This is a genomic window from Sphingomonas sp. ACRSK, assembly GCF_022346685.1.
GTDB classification, from domain to species: Bacteria; Pseudomonadota; Alphaproteobacteria; order Sphingomonadales; family Sphingomonadaceae; genus Sphingomonas; species Sphingomonas molluscorum.
The window spans coordinates 1-19,193 of the sequence record NZ_JAKRNR010000046.1 but is presented as its reverse complement, the minus strand read 5'-3'; the positions used below and the strand labels follow the sequence as shown (position 1 = coordinate 19,193).

General features: G+C 63.7%; 20 protein-coding genes and 3 pseudogenes. 11 read left to right on the top strand and 12 right to left on the bottom strand.

Translation table 11 applies throughout. The features are described from left to right. Nucleotides 1-164: 164 nt before the first annotated feature. A complete protein-coding gene (locus MHZ35_RS16570) occupies nucleotides 165-692 on the top strand; it encodes a hypothetical protein (RefSeq protein ID WP_239436649.1) in 528 nt (175 codons plus the stop codon). Between the two features lie 13 nt (nucleotides 693-705). On the opposite strand, the pseudogene MHZ35_RS16565 reads toward MHZ35_RS16570, so the two are convergent. From MHZ35_RS16565 to MHZ35_RS16550, 4 genes and pseudogenes are all read right to left on the bottom strand, one after another. Beyond that, nucleotides 706-1,457: pseudogene (locus MHZ35_RS16565) on the bottom strand (IS5 family transposase). Nucleotides 1,458-2,189: 732 nt separating this feature from the next. Beyond that, entirely contained in the window at nucleotides 2,190-2,474 is a 285-nt protein-coding gene (locus tag MHZ35_RS16560) for a hypothetical protein (RefSeq protein ID WP_239436648.1), read from the bottom strand. Further along, nucleotides 2,471-2,698: a conjugal transfer protein TraD gene (locus MHZ35_RS16555; protein ID WP_239436647.1), complete on the bottom strand. Its 228-nt coding sequence runs from the start codon at nucleotides 2,696-2,698 to the stop codon at nucleotides 2,471-2,473. Before MHZ35_RS16555 ends, MHZ35_RS16560 begins: the two co-directional genes overlap by 4 nt. A gap of 16 nt (nucleotides 2,699-2,714) precedes the next feature. Continuing rightward, nucleotides 2,715-3,041, bottom strand: a complete 327-nt coding sequence (locus tag MHZ35_RS16550; RefSeq protein ID WP_239436646.1) for a conjugal transfer protein TraD — start codon at nucleotides 3,039-3,041, stop codon at nucleotides 2,715-2,717. Nucleotides 3,042-3,211: 170 nt separating this feature from the next. Here MHZ35_RS16550 and traA point away from each other — a divergent pair, with 170 nt between their 5' ends. Together traA and MHZ35_RS16540 are read left to right on the top strand one after the other, a co-directional pair. Beyond that, a complete protein-coding gene (gene traA, locus MHZ35_RS16545; protein WP_239436652.1) occupies nucleotides 3,212-6,121 on the top strand; it encodes a Ti-type conjugative transfer relaxase TraA in 2,910 nt (969 codons plus the stop codon). An 11-nt stretch (nucleotides 6,122-6,132) separates the two neighbouring features. After that, on the top strand, nucleotides 6,133-6,828 hold the full coding sequence (locus MHZ35_RS16540; protein ID WP_239436645.1) for a DUF6118 family protein: 696 nt from the start codon (nucleotides 6,133-6,135) through the stop codon (nucleotides 6,826-6,828). 185 nt (nucleotides 6,829-7,013) lie between these two features. Here MHZ35_RS16540 and MHZ35_RS16535 read toward each other — a convergent pair whose 3' ends face one another. From MHZ35_RS16535 to MHZ35_RS16510, 6 genes are all read right to left on the bottom strand, one after another. Then, nucleotides 7,014-7,481, bottom strand: a complete 468-nt coding sequence (locus MHZ35_RS16535) for a type II toxin-antitoxin system YhaV family toxin (RefSeq protein ID WP_239436644.1) — start codon at nucleotides 7,479-7,481, stop codon at nucleotides 7,014-7,016. 3 nt (nucleotides 7,482-7,484) lie between these two features. Then, nucleotides 7,485-7,811 carry a type II toxin-antitoxin system PrlF family antitoxin gene (locus MHZ35_RS16530; protein ID WP_239436643.1) on the bottom strand — a complete coding sequence of 109 codons (327 nt, stop codon included), beginning with the start codon at nucleotides 7,809-7,811 and terminating at the stop codon, nucleotides 7,485-7,487. Between the two features lie 94 nt (nucleotides 7,812-7,905). Continuing rightward, on the bottom strand, nucleotides 7,906-8,403 hold the full coding sequence (locus MHZ35_RS16525) for a hypothetical protein (protein WP_239436642.1): 498 nt from the start codon (nucleotides 8,401-8,403) through the stop codon (nucleotides 7,906-7,908). 43 nt (nucleotides 8,404-8,446) lie between these two features. Then, a complete protein-coding gene (locus MHZ35_RS16520; protein WP_239436641.1) occupies nucleotides 8,447-9,007 on the bottom strand; it encodes a recombinase family protein in 561 nt (186 codons plus the stop codon). Nucleotides 9,008-9,113: 106 nt separating this feature from the next. Next, nucleotides 9,114-9,992: an AAA family ATPase gene (locus MHZ35_RS16515; protein ID WP_239436640.1), complete on the bottom strand. Its 879-nt coding sequence runs from the start codon at nucleotides 9,990-9,992 to the stop codon at nucleotides 9,114-9,116. Further along, nucleotides 9,919-11,319: a Mu transposase C-terminal domain-containing protein gene (locus MHZ35_RS16510; protein ID WP_004212864.1), complete on the bottom strand. Its 1,401-nt coding sequence runs from the start codon at nucleotides 11,317-11,319 to the stop codon at nucleotides 9,919-9,921. The genes MHZ35_RS16515 and MHZ35_RS16510 overlap by 74 nt, the downstream gene beginning before the upstream one ends. 191 nt (nucleotides 11,320-11,510) lie before the next feature. On the opposite strand from MHZ35_RS16510, the gene MHZ35_RS16505 reads away from it, so the two are divergent. The 6 genes and pseudogenes from MHZ35_RS16505 to MHZ35_RS16485 all read left to right on the top strand — a co-directional run bounded on the left by MHZ35_RS16505 (nucleotide 11,511) and on the right by MHZ35_RS16485 (nucleotide 16,346). Next, on the top strand, nucleotides 11,511-12,083 hold the full coding sequence (locus MHZ35_RS16505; RefSeq protein WP_007407197.1) for a recombinase family protein: 573 nt from the start codon (nucleotides 11,511-11,513) through the stop codon (nucleotides 12,081-12,083). 261 nt (nucleotides 12,084-12,344) lie between these two features. Continuing rightward, complete coding sequence (locus MHZ35_RS16500) at nucleotides 12,345-13,394, top strand: mannose-1-phosphate guanylyltransferase/mannose-6-phosphate isomerase (protein WP_274616088.1); 1,050 nt, start codon at nucleotides 12,345-12,347, stop codon at nucleotides 13,392-13,394. Nucleotides 13,395-13,747: 353 nt separating this feature from the next. Then, nucleotides 13,748-14,773: a UDP-glucose 4-epimerase GalE gene (galE, locus tag MHZ35_RS16495; protein WP_239436639.1), complete on the top strand. Its 1,026-nt coding sequence runs from the start codon at nucleotides 13,748-13,750 to the stop codon at nucleotides 14,771-14,773. A gap of 272 nt (nucleotides 14,774-15,045) precedes the next feature. After that, nucleotides 15,046-15,375: pseudogene (locus tag MHZ35_RS18165) on the top strand (sugar phosphate nucleotidyltransferase); the annotation flags it as partial. Further along, nucleotides 15,368-15,466 (top strand): hypothetical protein, encoded by a 99-nt coding sequence (locus MHZ35_RS18220; protein WP_446741068.1) that lies wholly within the window; start codon nucleotides 15,368-15,370, stop codon nucleotides 15,464-15,466. The pseudogene MHZ35_RS18165 and the gene MHZ35_RS18220, both read left to right, overlap by 8 nt. 133 nt (nucleotides 15,467-15,599) lie before the next feature. Next, nucleotides 15,600-16,346 carry an HAD-IIB family hydrolase gene (locus MHZ35_RS16485; protein WP_239436638.1) on the top strand — a complete coding sequence of 249 codons (747 nt, stop codon included), beginning with the start codon at nucleotides 15,600-15,602 and terminating at the stop codon, nucleotides 16,344-16,346. 130 nt (nucleotides 16,347-16,476) lie between these two features. Here the strand turns inward: MHZ35_RS16485 and MHZ35_RS16480 are convergent, their stop codons facing one another. After that, entirely contained in the window at nucleotides 16,477-17,649 is a 1,173-nt protein-coding gene (locus tag MHZ35_RS16480) for a M48 family metallopeptidase (RefSeq protein ID WP_239436637.1), read from the bottom strand. Here MHZ35_RS16480 and MHZ35_RS16475 point away from each other — a divergent pair. Both MHZ35_RS16475 and MHZ35_RS16470 read left to right on the top strand, forming a co-directional pair. Beyond that, nucleotides 17,608-18,339, top strand: coding sequence for a metallophosphoesterase family protein (locus MHZ35_RS16475; protein ID WP_342453541.1), 732 nt, complete (start codon nucleotides 17,608-17,610; stop codon nucleotides 18,337-18,339). The two genes, MHZ35_RS16480 and MHZ35_RS16475, sit on opposite strands and share 42 nt — an antisense overlap. Nucleotides 18,340-18,470: 131 nt before the next feature. Continuing rightward, nucleotides 18,471-18,695, top strand: a complete 225-nt coding sequence (locus MHZ35_RS16470) for a hypothetical protein (protein ID WP_446741067.1) — start codon at nucleotides 18,471-18,473, stop codon at nucleotides 18,693-18,695. Between the two features lie 113 nt (nucleotides 18,696-18,808). Here the strand turns inward: MHZ35_RS16470 and MHZ35_RS16465 are convergent. Next, nucleotides 18,809-19,072, bottom strand: a pseudogene (locus MHZ35_RS16465) (alpha-D-glucose phosphate-specific phosphoglucomutase); the annotation flags it as partial. Between the last annotated feature and the right edge of the window lie 121 nt (nucleotides 19,073-19,193).

Genomic DNA, 19,193 nt, shown 5'->3' with positions numbered 1-19,193 from the left:
TCGCCGCCCATGCCTCATCAGACAACCAGAACAGCGCCATCACGCACCTCCCTTGATCCACACCACCGGTGAATCAGGAAAGTCTCACTCCTTCAAGCCGCTGATTGGGTTTGGACCCTAGCGTGTCACGACGCGGAATTGGATTCATGCCCCACATCTGGAGCATGGACCAATGGGACTGGCGATCACTCTGCGACGAACTCGGATTGATCTATGTTGATCCACGTGCCAATTCTAAGGAAACAATTCGGCAAATCTGGTCGCTGGAATGCCTGCTCACAGAAGCAATGCACGGCGCCATCGTCGGCGATGCGCTGCGTACACCATGGATCGCGCTTCAAATTTCCCCGAACTTTGAGCCCTCTAAATGGTGCGACTGGGCTGGCTCCCTTGGGATGCCAATGTACTTCCACTCGGTCCCGGATCTTTATGCACCCCAAGGCAGCTTAAAAAACGCGGCCAAGTCAATCGCGAAGTCTGTGCTGGCCACGGCAGGGATGCGCGCTTATCCAAGGCCTAAAACCCGAAGGTGGGAAGTAGATTACGCGAAGCGGCGCTTGAGATCTCTAATGCGTGAGGTGCGGCCGCAGCTAAGCGAGGAAGCGCGACTTGATGAAGCTATCGAGCGAACTTACAATGCGCTTGAAAAGCTTAAGGTCGACTACGCGAGTGGTGTATTACATCGCGCTTAGGGTTGAGACTCATTCAGAGCCAGAACGCGATAGCTGTTGCGAGCGCGACGCCTGAGAGGAAGTTGGCCGCCAGCTTGTCGTAGCGGGTAGCGACGCGGCGGAAGTCCTTGAGGCGGCAGAAGGCGTTTTCGATGAGGTGGCGGCCGCGATAGCGGTCCTTGTCGTAGCGAATGGTGCGCTTGCGGTTGCGTCGGCCCGGGATGACCGGAACAGCGCCTCCAGCGCGCAGCGAGCGCCGCAGCCTGTCGGCGTCGTAGCCTTTGTCGCCGAGCAGGTAGCGCATGCGCCCGGCGCGTTCGAGAAGCGCCGGTGCCGCCTTCACATCGCTGACGTTGCCGGCGGTCAGCATCAGCGCATAGGGGCGCCCGATGACGTCGGTGAGCGCGTGGACCTTGGTGGTCCAGCCACCGCGCGAGCGGCCGATCGCCTGCGTCGAGTGCCCCCTTTTGCGCCGAACGCCGCGCGCTGTGCCTTGATGTAGGTGCTGTCGATCGAGGTGCTTTTCGTGACCGCGCCGGTGTCTACCAGGGCGTCGAGCAGCTTCAGCCAGAAGCCGCGATGCGACCAGCGGTTGAAGCGGTTGTAGATCGTCGTCGACGGTCCGTAATCGGGCGGGCAGTCGCACCAGCGGCAACCGACCTTCAGCACATGAAGGATACCCGAGATCACCCGACGATCATCCACCCGCCGGGCACCCGGCTGGTTCTTCGGCAGATGCGGCTCGATCGCCGCCCATGCCTCATCAGACAACCAGAACAGCGCCATCACGCACCTCCCTTGATCCACACCACCGGTGAATCAGGAAAGTCTCACTCCTTCAAGCCGCTGATTGGGTTTGGACCCTAGGATGGTCTTGCTCGGGGGATCCGCTCACGTGCAAGCACTTTTACGAAGCGATCTGCTAAGCATGGCAACCAGCCAGCACGCTTTACGTCCAACCCGCACCATCTTCCGCGAGGTCGAGGCTCGCCGGATCAGGCCACACCAGCGGGTTGTAACGGCCGTGAGCGGCCCGAGAAGCCGAAGGTCCAGGCCCACATATCGCTCTTGCCGGCTTTCGCAGGGGCGTTAACGCGGGCATTCCCGCCCTTTGATGCAGACCACCGAGTGATCGAGCGTGAGCAGGATTGGAGATGATGGTGCCGACGCCCTTGTCTGATCGGGTAGGGGCCGGCCTCAGCAGATGGGCAGGACCGTAGTGGCGCAGCAGCTTGCCGCCTTCGATGGAGCGGCCGATCAGGAGATCCCTATTGCCTTCCAAGCGACGCACCTCTCCCCCGATCGCTGAAGCGGAGCGAACCAAGCAGCGAGCTGCGCCGGTTCGCGGCGCGGCGGATTGACGCGCCAGGCCAGGAACAGGATCGCGCCGACCAGCAGGAACGGAATGTCGGTGGCAATCTCGCCATAACCGAAGATGCCCTTGAGCCAGCTATGGCTGGAACAGCACGACCGCGGCGACGAGCACCGCGAACAGCGGGCTGATCCGCCGGCCGGGCATCAGCCTGCCCGCTCCAGCGGCGTGATCGCCAGCCCCGGATCGGCGTCGGGATGATCGTAGAGCTTGAGGATGATCTGCGTGGCGAGGGGAGGGGGCACAGCCTCGTCCCGAAGCATGTCGAACAGCGCCTCATCCTCCGCGTTCAGGTCCATGCCCTCGATGGCGAGATTGGCGCGGGAGTCTGCGTCATCCTCCCGCCACATCGCGGCTTCCGCCGGCGTGCCGCGTACATAGTCGAGCGCGCGAACCTCCGTCCGGAGCGGGTCAAGGTCGAGCGTCGTCATGCCAGCGTCTCCTTGCCTCCTGCTTCCGAGTCGAAGGCTCGCTTGCCGCGTCGCTTCCAGAGCGCCACCACATCGCCGGCATCATCGCCGCGAGCGCATCCGACCAGTTCGAGCAGCGCGCCGTAAATGGTTGCGCGATCGTCGGCGGTCAGATCGACCAGGCCGGCCTTCTGGACGAGGCCGCCCAGCTCGATCAGGTGGCGGGTGCGTTCGCGCCGTTGCACGACCCAGCCCCGCGCTTCAGTCCGACGCCGTGCCGCTTCCAGACGCTGGATCAGCGCCCAGTTGCGTACCTGCACTGTCGCCGTTGCCGCCAGCAGTCCGCCCACCTTTGCGCCCGCGTCGTTGAAAGAAGGCGGCGCCCTTCGCACGCCATGCCTCCTTCGCTTCTGCGTTCTGTGACGTGACGGCATCGAGCAGCACGCCGGCAAGCGTTTCCATGTCGAGTGCATCCGCACCCGTAGCGGTGACGAGCTGGCCGAGCTGTTCGATCCGGCGCGCCTTCAGCCCACGCGCCTTGTCCTCCAGTGCCTTCAGCTCCGCGTTGTAGTCCCGCACCTTGCGCATGGTGCCTCCATTCTTCGCATCTTGGTTACAGCAGGCTAGCAAACCGGCAGGGGAGGGCAACCCACATCAACAGGCAGCACCAAGTCAATCAGGAGATGCGAAGCAGATCGTGAGTGCGCGCTTATACGTCGTTGCCGACCTACACTAAGAAGTGTATCATGCCGCTCGCGATGGCGATCTACCATTTTAGCGCCAAGGTCATCAGCCGAGCGAACGGCTCCAGCGCCGTTGCGTCTGCCGCCTATCGCTCCGCATCCGAGCTGCACGATGTGCGGCTTGGGCGCAGTCACGACTTTTCCAACAAGGCCGGCGTCATCCACTCCGAAGTGCTGTTGCCGAAGGACGCGCCGGAGCGCCTGTCGGATCGTACTACGTTGTGGAACGAGGTGGAGGCAGGAGAGAAGCGCAAGGACGCGCAACTGGCGCGTGAGGTCGAGTTCTCGATCCCGCGCGAGATGAACGAAAAGCAGGGAGTGAAGCTCGCCCGCGATTTCGTGGAAAAGGAGTTCGTTAAGCGCGGGATGGTCGCCGACCTCAACGTGCATTGGGACAAGGCCAAGGACGGCAGCCCGAAGCCGCACGCGCACGTCATGCTGGCGATGCGCGAGGTAGGGCCAGAAGGACTCGGCAAGAAGGTCCGCGATTGGAATTCGACGGAGCTGCTGAAGGGCTGGCGCGAGGCATGGGCGGCACACGTCAATGAACGCATGGCGGAGCTGGGGCTGGAGGCGCGGATCGACCATCGCTCCTATGCCGATCAGGGCATCGCGCTGGAACCGCAGCACAAGATCGGGCCGGCGGGCATGCGTCGGCTCGACCGCGGCGAGGATGCCGAACGTGCCGACGATCACCGGCGCATCGCGCGGGAGAACGGCGAGAAGATTGTGGCCGACCCGCGTATCGCGCTGGAAGGCATCACGCGGCAACAGGCGACCTTCACGACCCGCGACCTGGCCACGTTTGCCTTCCGCCATTCGGACGGCAAGGCGCAGTTCGACCAGGTGATGGCGGCGGTGCGCGCCAGTCCCGAGTTGGTGGCATTGGGCAAGGATGGGCGCGACCAGGAGCGGTTCACGTCCCGCGAGATGATCACGACCGAGGCGCGGTTGGAGCGGTCGGCCGGCCGGCTTGCCGATGTCCGGCATCACTTCGTCGGCGCCGATCATGTCTACCGTGCGCTCGATGCGGCGAAGGGCAGGGGGCTCACTCTCTCCGACGAGCAGCGGGACGCGCTTGGGCGGATTACCGAGCGTGATGGCCTTGCCAGCGTCATCGGCTATGCCGGCACCGGCAAGTCGGCGATGCTGGGGGTTGCGCGCGAGGCATGGGAGAGCGCCGGCTACACGGTGCGGGGGGCTGCCTTGTCGGGGATCGCGGCCGAGAACCTGGAGGGGGGCTCCGGTATCAGTTCGCGCACCATCGCCAGCCTCGAACATGCCTGGGGCAAGGACCGCGACCCGCTCGGGCCGAAAGACGTGATGGTGGTGGACGAGGCCGGCATGATCGGCACCCGCCAGATGGAGCGGGTCCTCTCCCATGCCCGCGACGCCGGCGCCAAGGTGGTGCTGGTGGGCGACCCCGAACAGTTACAGGCGATCGAAGCCGGCGCGGCGTTCCGGTCGATTGCCGAGCGCCATGGCGCGGCCGAAATCACCGAGGTTCGCCGGCAGCGCGAGGACTGGCAGAAGGATGCGACGCGCGCCCTGGCGACCGGCCGCACGGCCGAGGCGATCCATGCCTATACCGACCGCGGTATGGTGCAGGCGGCGGACACGCGCGAGCAGGCCCGCGTCGAGTTGGTGGAGGTCTGGGATCGTCAGCGTGCACGCGATCCCGACAGGACCCGCATCATCCTCACCCATACCAACGCCGAAGTGCGCGCGCTGAACCAGGAGGCGCGTGAACGGGTGCGGGCGTCGGGCGGGCTGGGCGAGGACGTGGTCGTGACCGTCGATCGGGGCGCACGTGACTTCGCGGTCGGCGACCGGATCATGTTCCTGCGCAACGAGCGCTCGCTTGGCGTGAAGAACGGCACGCTGGGCACGCTGGAGCAGGTTGGCGATGGGCACATGGCGGTGCGGCTCGACGGCGGCGGGCGCGCCGCGTTCGACCTCAAGGACTATGCCGCGGTCGATCACGGCTACGCGGCGACCTTCCACAAGTCGCAGGGCGTGACCGTCGATCGTGCGCATCTCCTCGCGACGCCGGGCATGGACCGACACAGCGCCTATGTCGGCATGTCTCGGCACCGCGACGGGGTGCAGCTCCATTATGGGCACGACGACTTCACCGATCAGCGCCAGCTCGCCCGCGTGCTGTCTTGCGATCGCGCCAAGGACATGGCCGGCGACCATGCCGTGCCGTCCGATGAGGACCGGGCGCGCGAGTTTGCAGATCGCCGCGAGATCCGCTGGCCCGAGCGCGCGCGGGAGATCGTCCACCAGGTCCGCGACAAGGCCCAAGGCATGTTTGCGGGCTTCCGGCCCAAGCCGGCCGCCACGCTTGAAATGGCAGCGGCGCCGGATCGGGCCGAGCCCGCGATCGGCAAACCGGATCAGGCCAGGGCGATCGAACGCTACGCGCGCGCCGCGGCCGATATGGGCCGGATGCGCGCGCGGGAGTTGCCGGTGCTCCCGCATCAGGAGAGCGCGTTGCGTCGCGCCGGCGAGACGCTGGACCATGTGTGGCCCGAGGCCGCGCGCGACCTCGCTTCCGCGTTCCGCCGCGATCCCGGGCTGATCGGGCAAGCGGCCGAAGGGAATACGCGCGGCGCGATGCGCGCGATGGCCGAGGAGCGGCGGGTGCGGCTTGACCCCGACGCGCGCGCCGAGCGGTTCGTGGAGCGCTGGCGTGGCCTGGCGCGCGAGCGTGCAGGCGGCGACCAGGCCCGGGCCGACAAGGCTACCCTGCGCATGGGGGCGATGACCGAAGGCCTGCGCCATGACCCGGAACTGGCGAAGGCGCTGGAGCGGCGTGCGCCCGAGCTGGAGCTGAAACTGGAGCGCGGCCGGAGCATCGAGACCTCGCTGGTGCAGTCGATCGGGATCGGCCGCGAGCGCGACAGGGGCATGAGCCGATAAGGGAAGACGTGATGGCGGATGACGAAGGGCCGAATGAAGCCACGCGGGCCTTCGAGGGTCTGCGCGCGGAAGTGACGCTGATGCGCCGGGCCGTCGAACGTCTGACGGCCGAGCGCATGGAGGTGCCCGAGCCGCCCGACTATTCCGAGACGCTGGGCGTCCTCGCCAACAACATCACCGCCACCGCGCAGCGCGTCGACCTGCTGGTGAAAAGCCCGATGCTGGCGATGACGCCCGAGCAGATGGTGGGGCGGATCACCGCGGCGGCGAGCACCGCCCGGCAGGAGGATCGGCAGACGATCGCCACGGCGCGCACCGGGCTGGAGGACGGGACCCGTCGGCTTCACAGCTATGTCGTATCGGCGCGGCGCGGTGATGAGCAGAACCGCTGGCTGGCAGTGACGGGAATTATTGGAATACTGGCCGGCATGGTCCTGTGGGCGACCCTTGCGGCTCCGATCGCGCGCGCCCTGCCGGCGAGTTGGCAGATCTCGGAGCAAATGGCCGCCTCCACGCTCGACCTCCCGATGGGGGAGGCAGGAAGGCACCTGCTGATCACGGATGCGCCTGCCAATTGGAACGCGCTCGTTGATGCCTGGAACATCGTCGAAAACGACCGTGAAGCAGTCGAAGCCTGTCAGAAGGCGGCTACTAAGGCGAAGGGCAAGGTACGCTGTACGATCCGCATTGCTCCTTGGAAGCAATGAGCGTCGAGCGACCTCCCGACATTCCAAGCGGTTATGGTGACGACGGTGAAATGTCGGTGACGAACTGGATGTCTGGAATGGACCGACTCGCCGCAGGGGTAGCCGTTGTCATCTCACAGGGTGGCAACGTCGCTGCCGAAGTCGCGGGGCATGGTCCCTTTTTGGGACGGCGGGCGGGTGCCCATTCAACCATCGTCGCGAGCGACATCGGTAGACGCAGCCTCGAGCAGTGCTGTCCAATCATCGGGAGGATTGCCCTTGTCGAGCATCCCCTTGAATACGGCATAGGCGTCCGTTCTGGAGCCGTAGGTTCGTAGTGTGGTGGCGTCGTTTACCCAGGCGAAGATGAGGACCTGGGAGCGGCTGTCGTAGCGGAAGAACAGGCGAAAACGCCCATTGCCGAACTTCGCCCGAAACCAGTGCTTTCGGGTAGCGCCGAGTGTGTCGCCCTGCCGATATTCCGACCCAGTGGGATCGCTGGGAATTGTTTCGAACATCAGCGAGCGCACAGCGGCCAATAGCTTGGCGTTTGCCGTTCTGGTCCAACCTTGGGGGTCCTTGGCCTTCGCCTTCTCGACGGCCGTGGTCAGCTTCTCAAGCTGATTGAGCAGCAGCGGGTGCGCGTAGATGGTCCAACCGCTGACGACCATCATGGGTCAGAGCGCGACCGGCCCATCGACTTCCTCATCCGGATCGACCCGTACATGCTCGGTCAGTGCTGCCATGCGTTCAGCGAGGCTGGAAGGGAAGGCAGCGACGTTGTGCGGATTGCGCAGCATGTCCTGTTCCAGAAAACCAAGGAATCCCTCGATTACCGGATCTGCTGCTTCAGCCTCGACGCGGCGAACGCTGACGCCATGCGCATCGACCACAAAGGCGATCTCATCGCCATAGCTGACCCCAAGCGCCTGGCGAACGGCCTTTGGTACGGTGGTCTGTCCTTTGGCAGTGATCCTGCTGTGCTCTTGAACGATGATCGCCATCATAACCTCCGTAGCCAAAGTAAGGAATAATCCTTACTTCTTCAATGGGCGGTTTCCATATCGCCAGCCCGAACGCCTGCCAGTCCAGCATGCATCACAGGAAGGCGTACAGCGATCGGCTGTCGTCGAGCATGCTGATCGGGGTCGGGGTGATCCAGTCCGCGCCCCGCATCGGGTAGGGGCCGTAGAACAGGTCGCCGAGCGCGCGCCGGTAATGCGCGTTCATCCAGCGCCGGCGCCGATGTTCGGGTCCGTCGTGGATCATGTGGCAGCGCTGGCAGAGCGCCGCCAGCTGGTGGAGCGCGCTGTCGCTGGGATCATGGTTGAGGTGCGCACAGGCCAAGACCACGGGGGTCCACCGGCCCTGTAGCAGGATGTTCTCCGTGGGGCGTCGCACCCGCCGCCCCTGGCCATTGCGCCAGCATTGCCGGTTTCGGTCCCACCACCGTCCGTCGCCCAGATGGAAAACCTTTTGCCCATGCGGACGCCCGCAATGCTCGCAGCGCCCCTTTGCCCGCACGAAGCGGACGTGGTGCGAGAGCTGCGGCCAGTCGATCGGGTACAGAAACAGATGCTCGGGGCGGATCGGCATCAGACCTCCGCGCCCGACACACGGGATAGCAGGATGCCCGGCATCATGCGGCCGCCGCAGCCGTCAGGGCGCGGTAGAGCGTGGCGTGATGGCATTGGAGCAGCTTGGCGGCCTCGCGGACCGAGGTTCCTTCGCCGATCAGGCGCGCGCCCAGCGCGATCTGGTCGGGGGTGAGCTTGGGCGGCCGGCCGAAGCGGACACCGCGCGCCCTGGCTGCGATGCGCCCGCTGCTGGTGCGCTGGTGGATCAGCTCGCGCTCGAACTCGGCGATGCCGGCGAACACGGTCAGCACCATGCGGCCCGCCGGCGATGTCGTGTCCGCCCAGGGTTCCGCCAACGAGCGCAGCCCGGCGCCTGCCTCCTTCAGCTTTTCCGCGATGTCGAGCAAGTCCCGGGTCGATCGCGCGAGCCGATCGAGCCGTGTCACCACCACCGTGTCCTCGTCGCGCAACTGCTCGATCATTCTGGCGAGCTGAGGCCGGTCGCGCTTTGCGCCTGACACTTTCTCCTCGAAAATGCGGCGGCAGCCGGCATCCTTCAGGGCAGCGCGTTGCAGCCGGAGATCCTGGTCATCGGTGGACACACGGGCGTAGCCAATCAGCATGTTGCAAAACTGTATCGAAACAATCGCTTTATGCAACCAATTTTTGCGACATCATAATACGTGTAAACGCTCGCGCTAAATGGCGGCGTTCTGATCGCGCTATTTGTCAGTTGCCGGGTCCGATGACGAGGCAATCGCGCGCGGCCTGAACGATGTCAGCGGTGACCTCCTCGACGCGGTTGAGGGTCATGATCCGCCGCATCTGCGCGAACAGGCGCTCCATGAGCCGGAAGTTGCCGCGCGTCATGCGGATCACGGCTGCCTGCGCTTCGATCGCGTCGAGTTGGGCCGGGTCGAAGCTGATCCCGAAATCGCCGGCGTGGGTCGCGAGCAGCAGCCGCATTTCGGTCTCGGTAAGCGGTTTGAACTCGTGGACGAAGCCGATCCGCGAGTAGAGCTGGGCATAGCGGGCGAGGCGCTTCTCCAAGCCCGGCATACCCATCAGGATCAGCCCGAAGCCGTGGCGATCGGCCATGTCGCGGAGATGTTCGAGCGACTTTATGGTCAGGCGGTCGGCCTCGTCGACGATGACGAGGGGGCAGGCGATGCGGGCGGCGTCATGGGTGATTTCGTCCTGCGAGCCGCCCGCGACCGTCAGCCGGGCATAGCCCAGCTTAATGAGGTTGAGGCCCAACACCGCGTCGATCGTCTTGGGCGTGTTGCTGACCGACACGGTGTAGAAGACGGCGCGGCAGCGAGCGACCTTTTCGCCAAGGAGCGCGGCAATGGGACGGAGCGCGGCATATTCCCCCAGGTCGGGGAAGCTGGAAAACTCGCGCGCCGATCGCGTCTTTCCGACGCCCGGCCGGCCATGACACACGCCGATATAGCGGTAGTGCGCGCAGGCTTCGGCAAACTCGACGAACCGGGCATGTTCGCGGGTCGCCAGGAACGGCTGCTCGACCAGGAACTCAATCGTCAGCGGCGTAGAGCCGGAGCCCTCGGTAGGTGGTGGGCCGGGAAGCCGTATCCTCTTGGTCGCCATCGAAGGTCTCCGTGGGGGCAGGCACCTGCTTGTCGCGCTCCTTCGCGCCGCGCCGGGCGCGCTGGATCGCGCGCAACGACGGGTGCCCAGCGTGCTCGGAGCTGAGCGCACGGCAGACGAACCGGCCCTGGTGGTAGACGTGGATCTCGGTCAGGTCGCGGGGGTCATAGACCGCCTCGACCTGCTCGCCGACGAAGGCCGCGAGCGTGGGTTCGACATAGCGCCTGCCCATCAGACGGATGCCGTCGCGCAGCACTTTACGGGGCTTGGGCACGTGCACGAGCAGCATGTCGAGCTGTTCAAGGCTGTCGGGCATTGCGGGCAGGAACCCGCCCTTCTGCCAGCGCGTGATCGGCGGTTCGCCGGTGCTGCCATGCGGGCGACGATGATAGACGCCGCACACGAACGCCTCGAAGCGGGCGCGCAGCTCGTCGAGCGTGAGCACTGGCGCCGACAGCGGCTTGCCCGCGATCAGGTGGCCGGGCAGGTCGGGCAGGAACATGTCGTTGATGGTGCGGAACAGCCGCTCGATCTTGCCGCGCCCGCGAGGACGCCCCGGCAGCGAATGGATGAGGCGGATTTTGAGGGCGATGCACGCCTGCTCGATATGCTCGGAGATGAAATCCGAGCCGTTGTCGACGTAAAGCTGTTCGGGAATGCCGCTGACGATCCATTCGGGATTGGGCTTGCGCCAGATCGCCTGCCGCAAGGCGAGCGCCGTGTTGAGGGCACTGGGGGCATCGAGGCTGAGGAAGTAACCGGCGATGGCTCGGCTGTGATCGTCAACGATGACGGTCAGCCAAGGACGCACCGGGGTTCCGGCATCATCGAGCACGAGAATGTCGAGAACGGTATGATCGGCCTGCCACATCTCGTTCGAGGTCGCGGCTTCGCGCCGATGCACTAGCTCGTGCTGGTCGCGGTAGACGGCCGGATCGGAGGCTGCGGCGATCTGGCTTGCCGGTATCGCCCTGACGACACGCGCGACGGCCGCATAGCTGGGGGTTCGGTGTCCATGCGCGATGGCGAGTTCCTGCACCTTTCGGTGAATGGCGGCGACCGGGGGTCGCGGGCGCTTGGTGGCGAGAGTGCGGGTCAGTTCGACCAGATGTTCCGGCAGGTGCAGCCTGCCCCGATCGTTGCGCGGCAGACGCGCGAGACCGGCAAGTCCTTCGGCACGGTAGCGCCCGAGCCAGCGCTGCAACGTCCGCTCGCTCAGCGTGCCGGTGCGGGCGAGGTCCGCGAGCGGGATGCCATCGGCGAGGTGCGGTTCAAGGACGCGGTAGCGCTCGATCGCCAGCGGCGGGACAAGCGCCGGATGCGTCACCGCCGACGGTCCGTGTCGCAGGTAAGGAAAACGGAGATTTGCCTGCCCATCGCCATGCGAGTCCGCTCGCGTTGCCAAACCGGCCTGTTCGACGTAAATCTACCCGGTAAAGAAAACTAGGGCAACATAGACCTGCCGATGACGACTTTCTTCCCAAACCGCGCCCGATCGGGGCGCCACCGGCCCTACGCATGAAAATCGGTTACGCCCGCGTATCGACCGCCGAGCAGAACCTGGACCTCCAGCGTGATGCGCTGAAGGCTGCCGGCTGCGAGAAGGTCATCACCGACAAGGCCTCCGGGGCGACTGCCGCTCGCCCTGGATTGGAAAAGGTGAAGGAGCTGCTTCGCGCCGGCGACACACTGGTGGTCTGGCGCCTCGACAGGCTCGGCCGCTCGCTCCGTGATCTGATCGGATGGATGACCTACCTCGACGAGGAAAAGGTCGGGCTGCTGAGCCTGCACGAGGCGATCGACACGACCACCACGTCGGGCAAGCTTACCTTCCACCTGTTCGGGGCATTGGCGGAGTTCGAGCGCAACCTGATCCGCGAGCGGACCCAGGCCGGTCTCACCGCAGCCCGCGCTCGCGGCAAGAAGGGTGGCCGGCCGGCCGCACTCGGCAAGGACAAGCGCGACCTGGCCGTCAGGCTCTACCACGAGAACACGATGCCGATCGCCAAGATTTGCTCGATGCTCGGCATCTCCAAGCCAACACTCTACGCCTATGTGCGATCGGCCGAGACCAAGCCGGTAGCCGCGTAGCGACGCTCGCCGACAAATAGCGCGATCAGAATGCCGCCACTTAGCGCGAGCGTTTACAAATACGAGAGAACATGATCGCTGGAGGTGCTGTCGCGAAACTCAGGAGATTGGCGACATGAGTGGCCGATCGCGGTTGTTCTGGTGCTTATGTAAGGGATGCGGCACATGGGAATGAAGGCGCTGCTATTTCTTGGGTGCGTTGCACCATGGCAGACAACTCAATAGGAGGAGGGAAGCGGATTTTCGCTCACAGGAGTGTCCATGACGTCGCCGATCATCGTACCGGTCATTCTTTCCGGTGGCTCAGGTACGCGGCTGTGGCCCATGTCGACTCCCGCAAAGCCCAAGCAGATGTTGGCGCTGACCGCAGACGCGACGATGCTCCAGCTCACCGCGACCCGCACGATGCGCGAGGCGTTTGAGGCGCCGATCGTCGTCGCCAACGCGCGACATGCCGACATGATCGAGGCGCAGCTCGATGCCATCGGTGCCTCTCCTCAAGCGTTGATCCTGGAGCCTGCAGGCCGCAACACCGCCCCTGCGATCGCGCTTGCGGCTCTGGCTGCCGGTGCCGGCGACAAGGCGCTGCTGGTGATGCCTTCGGACCACGTCATCGAAGACGTTGACGCATTCCACGCCGCTGTCGCCCTGGCCTTGCCGCTGGTCGAACAGGGATGGCTGGTGACCTTCGGCATTGCGCCTGATGCGCCCGAAACCGGCTATGGCTGGATCCACGTTGGTGCCGCCCTTGCGGACGGCGTGCATCAGGTCGCGCAGTTCGTCGAGAAACCACCCCTGGATCGTGCCGAAGCGATGCTGGCGAGCGGCGACTATGCCTGGAACGGCGGCATTTTCCTGTTTCGCGCAGACTGCTATCTGGAAGCGCTCGGCACCTATGAACCCGCAATGGGTGCCGCTTGTGGTGCGGCAATGGCCGCAGCCTTGCGCGATGGCGCGCGGATCCTGCCGGATGCCGCGGCTTTTGAAGCGTCACCGTCTGAATCCATCGACTATGCGGTCATGGAGCGTGCGGCACGCGTCGCGGTAGTGCCGGTTGCGATGGGCTGGAATGATCTTGGCAGCTGGGATGCGCTCCATGCGATCAGCGATCGGGACCTGGCCGGAAACGCGCATAGCGGCGAGGTGCTGGCAATCGATACGCAGCACTGCCTAGTGCGGACAGACGGCGTGCGCTTGCGGCTTGTCGGTGTCAAGGATCTGATCGTCGTTGCCAGTGGTGATGACGTTCTGATCCTCCCTAGAGGGCGCAGCCAAGAAGTTAAGAAGTTGATCGAGGCCATGAAAGCCTAGCGCGTAAAGCTTGGGGCGCATACTGGATCGCGTTTCTGCTCCCATCAGCGTTCGTCTAACATGATGGTTACGCCGGAAATCAGACGCGCAAGTGACCCGCCCGACAGGGAGGTTGCCGGAGAACAGCATCAGCTTCTCCGCCGACACGCACGACGGGGCGACTTGCTGCTGTCACTATGCCGACCCAGCGCATCGATCAGGCAGATCGTCGGACCGGTACCGTTGTCGGGGATGAAGCTGGTAAGGTGCGACGCTCCGCGGGGCCACGCTGGTCGAGTAAGGATGGGAACGCGCTCGCCCGACATAATCGACGCTGCTAGGCCGGGTGCAGATCAAGACGAAGGGGTTGATGCATGGAAGGTTCGGTCCTGGTCACCGGCGGGGCAGGCTATATTGGCAGCCATGCGGTGCTGGCGCTGCTCGATGCGGGCCGTCGCGTGGTGGTGGTCGATAATCTCGTCACCGGCTTCGCTTGGGCGGTCGACCGCCGCGCGACGCTGATCCAAGCCGCGATCGAGGATGAGGCGACCGTCCGTGCGGTGATGCGGGACCATGAGGTGGTCGCGGTGATGCACTTTGCCGGCTCGGTGGTGGTGCCGGAGTCCGTGAGCGATCCGCTCAAATATTACCGCAACAACACCGCTGCGAGCCGCTCGCTGATCGAAAGCGCGGTCGCGTGCGGTGTGAAGCATTTCATCTTTTCCTCCACGGCCGCGACCTATGGCATCCCCGATCAGGTGCCGATCCGCGAGGATGCGCCCAAGGCCCCGATCAACCCCTATGGCATGTCCAAACTGATGACCGAGATCATGCTCAAGGACGTCGCCGTCGCGCACCCGATCAACTATTGCGCGCTGCGCTATTTCAACGTGGCGGGTGCTGACCCTGAAGGTCGCTCGGGCCAGTCGACCGCGGGCGCCACCCACCTCATCAAGGTGGCGGTCGAGGCGGCGACGGGCAAGCGCAGCCATGTCTCGGTGTTCGGCAGCGACTTCGCGACCGAGGACGGCACGGGGGTGCGCGACTATATCCATGTCTCGGACCTGGCTGCCGCGCACGTCCATGCGCTCGAGTTGCTGATAGCGAAGCCGGACGAGAGCCACACGCTCAACTGCGGCTATGGCCGTGGTTACTCGGTTTGCCAGGTGCTCGACGCCGTCGACCGGGTGACGAACCTCCGGATCGAGCGGCGAATGGAGGGAAGACGGCCCGGCGATCCGGACGCGCTGGTTGCCGACAATCACGCAATCCTGGCGACGCTGCCGTGGCGGCCACAGCATGATAATCTCGACCGGATCGTCCTCGATGCACTTGCCTGGGAACGGGCATTGGCCGAGCGGGTGCGGCAAACAGCGTCGGATCGTCTTATATCGCGATAAGGCATTTGCGACGCATGAACGTCATGTCTCTAACTATGAACCTTGCGATACAGCGCTGCCATTTTTTATTATAGATAAACCCCGCAATCAATATCTTTGAAGATCGATGCGGGAGGTGGATTCCAGTATGGAGCACCCGAAAGTATTGCCCGTAATTCCTTCGGGAGGTAGTGCACTCGCTTGTGGCCTATGTCAAAAGCTGAACAGCCCAAGCAGTTCCTTGCGCTGGTCGCCGTGCAGACGATGCTACAGTTGACTGCTGCTCGTACAAGGGCGAGATGTTCGGAGCGCCGATCGTTGTGGCGAATGCTGCGCATGCTGATCAGGTTACCAACCAACTGGCTCAGGTCGGCTGTGCTCCGCAGGTGGTGGTTCTTGAACCTGTAGCGCGCAACACGGCGCCGGCGATTGCTTTGGCAGCGCTGGCAGCAGGAAGTGGCGATACGCCGCTACTGGTGATGCCGTCGGACCATGTCATCGCCGACGTGCGGTTGTGCCTATGGCAATGGGTTGGAGTGATATGGGTAATTGGGATGCGCTCCATGCACTTAGCCAGCAAGACGGGTACGGTAATGCTGTCGACGGCGAAGTCGTCTGGTTGACACTCGCGACTGCTTTGTCAGGTCCGATGGTGCGCGCATTGCAATGGTTGGGGTTAAGGATTTGATTGTTTTGGGGAGTGTGACGATATAATGGTCCTACCGCGGGGGGCGATAGCAAGAGGTTCAGCGCATCATCGAAGCAATGATGCGCTGAATGATTGACGAAAACTGCATAATCATACATAATAAGTATGTTGTTTTTATCGCCGAGTGGAATCTTTTCTATGAAAGAGCTTGTTGCTTTTGATCTTGATGGCACTTTAGCCGAAAGCAAGCAGCCGCTGGGCGTTTTAGTGGCAGAATTCTTGGCAGAACTGCTAAGCGTCGCGCACGTTGCAGTGATTTCAGGGGGTGACTGGCCACAATTCGAAAAGCAGGTAGCTAGCCGACTTCCAAACTATGCTGACCGTAGTCGTTTGTGGCTTATGCCAACTACTGGCACTAAGCTGTATCGGCATGATGCTGGCGTTTGGTCACCGGTCTATGCTGAGCTGTTTGATGATGAGACCAAGGGAAAGATCCTACGTGAGTTCGATGCCGCGCTTCAGGCTACGGGCTTCGTTCCCGAACAGACCTGGGGCAACCGGATCGAGGATCGTGGCAGCCAGATCACCTTTTCAGCGCTAGGGCAGCAGGCACCGATCGACGCTAAGGAACATTGGGATCCTGATTTTTCTAAGCGCAAGATTATACAGGCCGAACTGCGTGGGCGCCTACCAGGCTTGTCGATCAACATGGGCGGTGCGACCTCGATCGACATCACACGTGCTGGTGTCGACAAGGCCTACGGCCTAACTAAGCTGTCCAACGAGAGTGGTATTCCTATCAGCGGCATGATCTTCATCGGTGATGCGATCTTCCCCGGCGGCAATGATTATCCGGCCAAAGCCATGGGCATGGACACGGTGCGCGTACGCGACCCGCAGGAAACGCTGGCGGTAATCGCAGGCATTGTAGCTTGCCTGAAATAAGAAGGCGCGGCGGTTGTATTGGAATAACTGCCGCAATCCCCCCTAAATTCGAGTATGTTTTCTAATCGAGAAGTTATCTACTGCTCATTTGACCATCTGGTGCTGAATGCCAGTTTTCGCATGTTGTTTCTCACCGCGCCTTCACTAGCAGCGCCTGCCAATTGCCGTCGAGCGGCCGGTCGCGGGTGGCGAGAAGCGCTGGACGACGCGGCCGCTCGGGACCGAGTTGCGCGATTGCGTAACGGATCGTCGATACCCGGTCCTGCCATGCCGGATGCGAGCGGCTGCGCAGGATACCGCCGGCTCGCTTTGGTCCAAAGTCCTGCCAGAAGCGGACCGCCACCTCAGGGTCGTAGCCGGCGTTAGCGAGCAGCGACACGGACAGGACGTCGGCTTCCAGCTCGGTCTGGCGGAAATAGCGGACGTTGCGCCCAAAACCCGATAGCATGCCGTAATCGACGCCCCTTGCCTCCAGTCGCTCGCGATGGCGCAGGATGTTATGCGCAAGCTCATGGGCGACCACTGCTGCCACTTGGTCCTCCGGATAGGTTTCCAGAAAGGGACTGCCGATCTGCACCATCTCTCCATCGGCCTTGGCCGTCCACTCGGTGCCGATCTCGACCTCGAAGCGGCTACGGCAGGCGGGTACCGGACGCAGCGCTTGGGTGTAAGGCGTGCCGTTTCGCATGCCGCGGACGACCAGGGATTTGGCCGATGACAGCGCAGCAAGCTGGGCCGCGGCACGGATCGCTGCGGTGGTGGTGGCCTCCCCTTCCAAATTGGCCGACGCAAACTGGGCGGAGCCGATGGCGAGCAGCGTGTCGTCGATGCGGATGCCGGCGTTCTCGGCAGGCGAGCCGTCGATCACTCCCTCTACGCCGACGGGACCATCCAGCTTGAAATAGCGGATGGCGGCGGTGCGCAGGTCGCGGGAATATTGCTCCGGAGTATGGAGTATGAGGCCCAGGCCTGGCTCCTGCCGGTCGCACAGGGAAGCGTTTGCGGTCGCCAGCCTGTATCCGATACGCGCCAGCTTGGTGTCGGCTGCGCGAATGGTGGGGAACACCGGGTCCGCGGCCGGCGCAGGGAGGGCGACGAGCCATGCGGCAAGTGCTGCACCGATCCACTGTCCTAGGCTTGCACGGCGACCGCGCCGCACCATCTGGCGACATTCCCTGTTCATGGCAAAGTGCGTAGTGCAGTCACGATGCTCACGAAACTCCTCTTTCGACGACAAAGGGCCTCCGTCCCCGCAGCCCGGGTGCCGGAAGGCCGAAAGCTCTATGCCATTGGTGACATTCATGGCCGGTTCGACCTGCTGGACGGGCTGCTGGAGCAGATCTTCCGCGACGAGGCCGCGCGGGGCGGACCCGCAGGCGAGCTGATCTTCCTGGGCGATCTGGTCGATCGCGGACCGGAGTCGGCGCAGGTGATCGACCGGCTGATCGCGCTCAAGGCCGAACGTCCGGGCGTGCGTGTGCTGCTGGGCAATCATGAAGAGGTGTTCCTGGGTGCGCTTGCGGGCGACGCCAAGGCGCTGCGCCTGTTCAGCCGAATCGGCGGCGAGGAGACGATCCTGAGCTATGGCGTCAGCCCCCAGGTCTATGCGCACGCCGACTATGACGAGCTGTACCAACTGCTGATCGAGGCGGTGCCGGAAACCCATCGCGCGTTCCTCGAATCATGCGAGGACATGATCGTGGCGGGCGACTATGTGTTCGTGCATGCCGGCATTCGGCCGGGTGTTCCGCTTGCCGAGCAGCGCCCGTCCGATCTGCGCTGGATCCGCGAAGAGTTCCTGCGAGCCCGCGCACCGCTCGAAAAACGAGTCGTGCACGGCCACACCATATCCGAGGAAATCGTCGACTTACCGCATCGCCTCGGACTCGATACCGGCGCCTATCGCTCAGGAATCCTCAGCGCGATGGGGTTTCAGGGCGAAAAATCCTGGATTTTGCAGGAACTGGGAAGCCGCGTAGCCGTTGCGGCCTAGTCTTTGGCGTTGCATAAGGACAACTCCAGGCCAGAATCGTATTGCACCGCACCAATCGCCTTGTAACCCACTGAGGCCAATGGTACCGGGCAATGGATTTGGACCTTAACAAGGGAGCGTATATTATGCGTATGGGTAAGCTGCTTACCGCCGTTGCGGCATCGTCGCTGATCGCGGCTCCGGCAATGGCTAACGGCGCGGCGTCGCTGTCGGTTGCCAAGGCTTCGACCTCGGCCAAGAAGTCGAACGAGCTGGCCGGTGGCGGCATCTTCATCGGTCTCCTCGCAGCCGCTGCTGTGGTTGCGGGCATCGTTGTGGCCGTTGACTCGGACGACGACGCTCCCGACAGCAACTGAGCTGTCGAAAGCTTCGAAGGAAATGGCGGCCTTAGGGTCGCCATTTTTTTGCCTAGAGCACAAGGGCTAAGAGTGGTCGCCGATCCCTTGCCTGATCGGCGACCCGGATCCGCTTAGGTCGCGACGTCGGGCGCGGTGCGTCCGGTATGTGCTTGGATCGACAGAATCACCTCCGCCGCCCCGACGAGCGGCGCCAGCGCGTCGCTGGTGGCAAGATCGAGCCACCCCCCGGCCGGCTCATAGCGTTCCAGATAGACGCGTAACGTCGCACCCTCGGTACCGGTGCCCGACAGGCGCACCACGATACGGGAGCCGCCGACGAAGCGGATGCGCACGCCCTGGCGGCTGCTGGTGCTGCCGTCGGTGGGATCGGTGTAGGGGACCGGTGAGAGGATGGTCGAAAACGTACGCTAAGCACAAAGCCGTGTCAGCGATCGTATGACATCACGGATGGCCGGCTTTCCATTTTACCGGAATACGCAAGTAGGTGACACCGTT